This window comes from Acinetobacter sp. YH12105 (assembly GCF_013419095.1).
In the GTDB taxonomy this organism is placed as follows: domain Bacteria; phylum Pseudomonadota; class Gammaproteobacteria; order Pseudomonadales; family Moraxellaceae; genus Acinetobacter; species Acinetobacter pseudolwoffii.
In genome coordinates this window covers 42,202-49,286 of record NZ_VPAU01000022.1, presented here as the reverse complement: position 1 = coordinate 49,286, position 7,085 = coordinate 42,202, and the positions used below count along the sequence as shown (strand labels likewise).

The 7,085-nt window shown below is 46.5% G+C and carries 5 protein-coding genes and 3 pseudogenes; 3 read left to right on the top strand and 5 right to left on the bottom strand.

The window, feature by feature from the left end; translation table 11 throughout:
- Nucleotides 1-128: 128 nt before the first annotated feature.
- Nucleotides 129-281 (top strand): annotated as a pseudogene (locus tag FTU44_RS13495) (transcriptional regulator); the annotation flags it as partial.
- Between the two features lie 8 nt (nucleotides 282-289).
- Here FTU44_RS13495 and FTU44_RS15305 read toward each other — a convergent pair.
- The 4 genes and pseudogenes from FTU44_RS15305 to dsbD all read right to left on the bottom strand — a co-directional run bounded on the left by FTU44_RS15305 (nucleotide 290) and on the right by dsbD (nucleotide 4,208).
- Nucleotides 290-601 (bottom strand): annotated as a pseudogene (locus FTU44_RS15305) (DUF202 domain-containing protein).
- A gap of 64 nt (nucleotides 602-665) precedes the next feature.
- Nucleotides 666-1,406 carry a thiol:disulfide interchange protein DsbG gene (gene dsbG, locus FTU44_RS13485; RefSeq protein WP_016659404.1) on the bottom strand — a complete coding sequence of 247 codons (741 nt, stop codon included), beginning with the start codon at nucleotides 1,404-1,406 and terminating at the stop codon, nucleotides 666-668.
- A 19-nt stretch (nucleotides 1,407-1,425) separates the two neighbouring features.
- On the bottom strand, nucleotides 1,426-2,274 hold the full coding sequence (locus FTU44_RS13480) for a TlpA disulfide reductase family protein (RefSeq protein ID WP_016659405.1): 849 nt from the start codon (nucleotides 2,272-2,274) through the stop codon (nucleotides 1,426-1,428).
- A complete protein-coding gene (gene dsbD, locus FTU44_RS13475; RefSeq protein WP_074382695.1) occupies nucleotides 2,271-4,208 on the bottom strand; it encodes a protein-disulfide reductase DsbD in 1,938 nt (645 codons plus the stop codon). Before dsbD ends, FTU44_RS13480 begins: the two co-directional genes overlap by 4 nt.
- Before the next feature lie 108 nt (nucleotides 4,209-4,316).
- On the opposite strand from dsbD, the gene FTU44_RS13470 reads away from it, so the two are divergent.
- The gene (locus FTU44_RS13470) at nucleotides 4,317-4,991 is read left to right on the top strand and encodes a response regulator transcription factor (RefSeq protein ID WP_005093734.1); all 675 of its coding nucleotides are present in this window, start codon (nucleotides 4,317-4,319) and stop codon (nucleotides 4,989-4,991) included.
- Complete coding sequence (locus tag FTU44_RS13465) at nucleotides 4,984-6,366, top strand: ATP-binding protein (RefSeq protein WP_074382694.1); 1,383 nt, start codon at nucleotides 4,984-4,986, stop codon at nucleotides 6,364-6,366. The genes FTU44_RS13470 and FTU44_RS13465 overlap by 8 nt, the downstream gene beginning before the upstream one ends.
- Here the strand turns inward: FTU44_RS13465 and bioD are convergent.
- Nucleotides 6,344-6,790: pseudogene (gene bioD / locus FTU44_RS13460) on the bottom strand (dethiobiotin synthase); the annotation flags it as partial. The gene FTU44_RS13465 and the pseudogene bioD overlap by 23 nt on opposite strands.
- Nucleotides 6,791-7,085: the final 295 nt, after the last annotated feature.

Below are 7,085 nucleotides of genomic sequence, written 5' to 3'. Positions count from 1 at the left end.
AGTACCAGCGTACGGCCCACAGAATGATGTCACGCTGAAAATGCCGGCCTTTGAATGGGTTCATGTGCAGCTCCATCAGCAAAAGGGGATGATAAGTTTATCACCACCGACTATTTGCAACAGTGCCCATTCATCAACCTACACTTTCACAACAGCTGACTGTATTGCGTAAGGCCAACATGGTTGGCACCCGACGTGAGGGCAAGCAGATTTTCTATCGTCTGAGTGATCCCAAGGTCTTGAGCCTGATGCAAAAGCTGTACGAGCTGTATTGCGCCTAGCCCTCCTCTTAATGCAACCAAAAAGAAATGATCAGAAGCAGCCCGCTAAAAGCAGTAAACAGGTTTAGCCATACAGGATGCTGGGTATAATAACCTTCAATAAATTCCGGCGGTCCCAGTGATGTCCATCCCCCTCGATATTGCAGGATTGAGGCGATATTCACCAACATGCAAAACACAATCACCGCAATCCCCATCCACTGTGCATAGGCTATTTTTTATGCATAACGTTCATGATCGACTAATTACAATAGCCGGTTGGATTTTTCAATCACAAAACCAAATGCAATTAATGTCAGACCATTCCGGTTCCCTGCCAGAGCGGTTCATTCCAAAGCAAACAATACCCGTGGATGATCCAAAGTGGACATATCTCATCCGATCTTATTGTTCAAAAATTTCTTTGACGTCCATCGCCAGGCCTTGAGTAGATTTAAATTCACCCTGGTTATTTTTCCAAGCCATCGACGGTGTGGAGAAAAAGCCGTATTTCCCCATTAGGGCCTGGTTGGCATCAATTTTTGCAGCAATTTCTGCAGGAATCTTTGCCATTTTCTTGAGCTGCTTTTTGCCTTTATTCTTGTTTATATCATTAAAAACTGCTGCTGGATTTTTCGACATTAACAATGTTGCCACCTGACCACGGCTTTCTTCACGGATCACACCGACCTGAATATGACGCAGCTGTACCTTGCCTGATTCGACCCAAGGCCGAGCCGCCTGCCAGAATTTATAGCAATATGGACAATTCGGATCGGAAAAGACATAAACCACTCGTGGTGCATCCGGCTTGCCATCCTGAATCCAGGTCGATTTTTCCAGGGTTTTCCAGACATCATCCAATACCGCTTTTTTCATATGCTTTTCAATCTGCTCATTGGACAGGCTTTTCCCTTGCGCATCAAACAGTTCGCCCTTGATATAATATTTGTCATCGTTGGAGATAAATACTGTATTGGAGTACTGGTCTTCATGCCCCACCCAACCGGTCATTCCTTGCGGTGCCGGAATCTGTTTTACAAACACAAAACCCTGTTTTTCAATATTCTGTTTAATATTCGCCTGCGTGTGCATGCTCATGATCAGGAACATGCCTGCACCCAGTACCCGGTAAATTCTGTTCATACTAAGTCCTTCCGTTTTTTTAAGGTTGATCTGAAATTCTGTTTAAATATTGCTGCAACATGGCCGGACTGAGTTCCCCCATATGCCGCTCGACCAGCTGGCCTTGAGCATTAAAAAACAGCGTCGTTGGCAGGCCAAAACTATTCAGCTGCTGTGGCAGTTCACCATATGGGTCCAGCAGGACATGTTTAAATTGAAACTGATGTTTTCTTAAATAGGCATTTACGGTGGCTACCTCCTCACCCTGATTCAGCATGACAAAATTCACTTGAGGATGCTGCTTGGCTGCTTTGGCCAATACCGGCATTTCGCGATGACACGGCGGACACCAGCTCGCCCACAAATTAATTACCGTGGGCTGGCCAATGAATTGGCTGAGTGGAATCTTATCTGTACCCAGACGTTCCTGTTCTAGTCCAGCAAAGGCTAGATCAGGAAACGCTGCTTCAGTTTTTAGACTGGATTTGAACGCGAGCCCAAGCCCGACCCAGAGTACAAAGATGATCAGCAAGATGGCTTTGAATCGGGTCTGCAACTGTCTGTTGCGAATGACATACCATAAAGTACCTATCAGCACCCCGCCCCATAAATGAAAACCTTTGTCCTGGATTTTCAGTATGTCGATGGGGGCTACAAAATACAGCTCGGCATTGAGTAGAACGAAAACAAGACGCGCACCCAGCATCCCTAGCAGAAAACTGCTCCAGAGCAAATCCTGACTTTGTCCAAGCAGCTGTTTAGACCATGAATACTTTCTGGCTAATCCAAACAGGACGGCAGATAACAGCATCAAGCCAGTGGCAACAATCATGAGTGTCCAGGGCAACATCAAAGGTCCCAGATGCAGCGCATCACTGGAAATCATCATAGTTGCTCCCCTTGTAGTTGCTGCAATGTGCCTAGTAAATGTGCCGCACTAAAGCTTCCGGTCAAGCGCAACTCACGCTGCTCCTGATGCGCTGCATTTAAAAATATAAAGGTGGGTGGACCGAGGATTTGCCATTCTTTTAGCAGCTCATCCTGACTTGGATGATAGTGGGTCAGGTCTAATTTGATACGAACCACATTTTGTAAAGCCGTCTGGACATCACTACGTGGAATCACTTCCTTTTCAATCGGTTGACAGGCCACACACCAGTCCGCATACACATCAATTACCACTGGCTGTGCAGGATGTTTGGCTAAAACCTGTTGCAATTCTGCGGCTGTACTGACCTTCTGCCATTCAAGCCGTGATTCCACATGGGCGACCTGTACCTGACTCCAGACATGATAGAGCTGCATGCCTCCTGCAAAGACCAGTAAACCACTGAGCAGCATCAGGACTATTTTCGATACAGACCGATGCACATGGGGCAGCATCTTGAACAAGAAGTAGCCTGAACAGGTGATCAGTACTACACCCAAAAGGCTCAGGTATAAAATGCCGGGCAATAGGGGGCGGGCAAAATACAAGGCCAGGGCCAGCATGACAAAGCCAAAACTAAACTTCAGGCGATCCATCCAGATGCCAGGTTTGGGTAAAAGATGGGACCCAAATACAGCTGCGATAAATAGTGGCAAGCCCAGCCCAAGGCCTAAGACAAACAGATAGCTGGCACCCAAAATCGGTTGATTAAGCTGAGACACATAGATTAAGGCACCGGCCAACGGTGCACTCATACATGGCCCGACAATCAGTGCCGCGATCATGCCCATGAGACCAGCACCAATCAGCGTGCCACCCTTCTGCTTTTGCTGCCATTGATCCAGCCGCTGTAACATGCCTTGAGGTAAGGACAGCTGAAATACTCCGAACAGATTAAGCGCGAACAAAACAAACAGAATGCTGAAAATACTGATGAATATCGGACTTTGAAACCAGCGCTGAAAACTGTAACCGAGCTGTGCCACAGCAAGTCCTATGACCGCATAGACCAGTGCCATACCCAAAACAAAGACCAGCGCAATCAGTGCAGCACGGTAGCCCCGGTGCTGCTGAACCAGAATTCCCGTTAAAATTGGAATTAAAGGTAAAGAACACGGTAAAAATGCCAGCAGAATGCCAAGCCCGAGAAAAATCAGAGCATTAATCAACAGACCTTGTTTCGACAGCAAACTTAAAAAATACTGGTCATTGTTCCACTGGTCATTCATGCCTGCTGATGAAGTTTGATTTTTAGGGTCTGTAATAAGCTGGTCGTTTTTCTCTGTTAATTCCACCTCAGGCTGCACGACAGGGTCGGAAACTGCAGCGACTTGCACTTTCTCCACCTTTTCTTCAGCCAGTGCTTGATCTGTACTTTGAGTTTGCCCTATAGCTTGGAGCTCATCTTTCTGAGTAGTCAAAATCTTTTCGTTTGCTTCTGGCTGTGTAGTGCTGGCCAGCAGCTTTTGAGGCTTGCTCAAGTTTTGCGCTGGAAATAAACCATCTGCATCAGTTTTTACTGTGGTGCGTTGCACCGGATAACATAAACCGCTTTCTGCACAGCCCTGCCACTGCACCGCAAACTGCTGGTTGGGCTGGACATTCATATTGGTTTTGACTTGCCCATAATGCACCTGAGTCAAACCGAAATTGGGATCATCTTTGTCTTCAGGTTTGGGCAATGCCAACTTGACTGGGGTCTGCTGATGAGACACTTTAAGCTGGTCATGATACAGATAATAACCCTCTGCGATTTTCCAGCTAAGCTCTGCCTGATCCTGACTTGTAGAAACCACCTGAAACTGAAAAGCCTGATCCGGTGGTAAAAAGTCTGCATGTGCAGTTCCCGTCATGATTCCACCGCCGATCACGGCACCCAATATCCACTTCAACATCCAGCTGATCTCCTCCTGTTAGGACTGCATTATTGAAAAACTAAAATTAAGACAACATTAACAGCCCAAATCATTTATAAAATAATGGCAGTTTGATCAGGATGTTCTATGTTTATTGTATTGGTTGAGGATGATCCCTATATCGCACAGAGCATTTGTGCTGCTCTGAACTATCTGAATATTTCAGTGGAGCATGTCAGTCACGCACGTGCTGCAGATTATTTTATCCGGCATAGTGCTGTCGATTTGTGTTTACTGGATTTAGGCCTGCCGGATCAGGATGGCCTGGACTTGCTGCACAGCTGGCGACGCGACCAGATTGATCTCCCGGTACTGGTATTGACGGCACGGCTGCGGACCGATCAGTGTGTTCAGGCCCTGAATGCCGGTGCCGATGACTACCTGACCAAACCCTTTGAGCTGGAGGAACTGATTGCCCGGATTCATGCCCTCACCCGTCGCCACCGCGGCTTTGCCTCGAATACACTGCAATTTGATGACCTGGTTCTGAATCGGGATACCCAGACTGTGACCTACCAAGACCAGGCCGTGAGTTTATCTCGCCGTGAATTCAGCCTGCTGGAAACCCTGATGAGCCACCCCAACCAGATCCTGAAAAATGAACAGCTTATTGACAAGCTCTATGGTTTTCAGGACGCTATCGAGAGCAATGCCCTGAATGTACACATTTATCACCTGAGACAAAAACTACATCCAGACTTGATTCAGACCGTTCGTGGTGTGGGCTATATTTTCAAACCGTTTGAGCATCGTCATGTTTAAGCACAGCTTGAAATGGCGTTTGGCCATGAGTCTTTTGGCCGTGTTTATTGTGCTGTGGAGTGCGGTATTTTCATGGCTGTATATTGACCTGAAACAACGTTTACAAGACACGCTGGATCAACGCCTATCGGCATCTGCGCAAATGGTTGCCCGGCTGATTCAGCAGCTACCGCTGGATAGTCTGGGGGATGCAACCTTATCCAAATTAGCCAAGAATGATGATGCAAACCAGTTAATTGCCTGTGAAGTCTCTCTTTTTAGCTCTGACATCTCGTTAGATAATCAGGTCATTGCCAAAACACGCGGTGCCCCCCAAAATTTAAGCCAGCGACCAGAAGGATTCAGCACCTGGCAGCAGGGTGATACGGAATGGCGCAGTTATGTCCTGCGTCGTGGTGATATTCAGGTGGTGGCGGCAGAACGTATGTTCTTGAGGGATACCTTACTACAGCAGATTCTACAGTCCGTACTGGTTCCCTTGGTCTTCTCACTGCTAATCTGTATTGCCCTGATCATCTTTATTATCCGCAGACAGTTCCGGTCTTTGGATCAGCTCAGTCAATACCTGAACCAGAAAAACCTTAGCTATTCAGAGGCGGCAGATTTTTTAATGCAGCTCAAGCCTGCAAGCATTCCCCAAGAAGTACAGCCTTTTGTCAACAATTCCACGCAGTTGATTCAGAAACTCAATGACAGTCTGCAACAGGAGAAAGCCTTTAGTGCCTATGCTGCACATGAATTACGCAGTCCCCTGACCGCAATTAAAACCCATGTACAACTGGCACAGCTGATCGGTCAGCAGCAGAACCTGCCTGAATCCATTCAGCACAATTTGCAGCAGGCCAATGAGAGTATCCGGCGTTATACACTATTACTCGAGCAGCTTTTATTGCTGACCCAATCAGAAAACAGTCTCCAGGAAATGACTGAGGCCATCTGGCTTCGCCCCACACTTGAGAAAGTTCTTGCAGACTTAGGTACACGCTATCCAGAAATGAACAAAAAAATACAGGTGAAATGGGAAAGTCTAGGCGAAATTCAGCTACCTGAATTTGTGCTGTATACCGTACTGAAAAATCTGCTTGAGAATGCACTGCTGCATGCACAGGCTGAACAGATTTGGATTTCCATGCAGTCTGGTTGCCTGGTGATTGAAGATAATGGCCAGCAACTTACAGCAGAAGATATTCAACATTTAGGACAACGCTTCTGGCGCAAATCTGCTCAGCAGCATGGCCATGGTTTAGGACTGGCATTAACTGCTAACCTGTTAAAACAATATGGCTATCAGCTCTCTTTCAATGCCCGTCGACCCTATGGTGGGCTCAGCATTGAAATAAAGTACGGCGTGTCTAAGCGTGACATGCAAGCTTAGGGATATCCAGCCATACGGCTGTTGGAAAATACCGGGTCAGATACTCCTTTAAATATTGAATGGTATCCATCGCAATCGTTTGATCCTGGTGGTCATCAGCATGGTTAAATGCCACAGCATAAAGCGTGACTTCACGTTGTTTGAGTAGCTCCAGACTCAGTAGAGTATGATTAATACTGCCCAGACGGCCTGAAGTCACCAGAATGACAGGGTAGTGATGCGCTGCAATATAATTGATCGTCAGCATGTCCCGGGTCAGCGGCACCATTAATCCACCCGCTCCTTCAAGCAGAACCCGGTCATAACGCTCGGCCAGTATAGTGGCTGCCTGCTAAATTTTTTCGAAATCGATTGAACGCCGATCCAGTTCAGATGCCAGATGCGGTGAGGCCGGATAGCTAAAGATTTCTGGCATGGTCAGCTTGCCACCTGAGTGCAACTTAATTTAAAAAATAATTGAGGATGTTGTTAAATAAGCTCAAAAAAATAGAAGTGATTACTGGTACGCTTTCACAAGTCCCTTTTTGCTCCGTTCTATATGATAAATCCCGGTCATTGCACTGAATCACTGCTAAAATCTTTTCTTCTATTTGAGTAATGGCCTGCCATACTTAGGCTATTTAGCATACAAAATAAATAAGGAGGCATCATGCCTCTTTGAGCTGTTACTATTTACTTTCTTTTTCCGTTGGCATAAGTCAATCGATTGCTTTTAGACA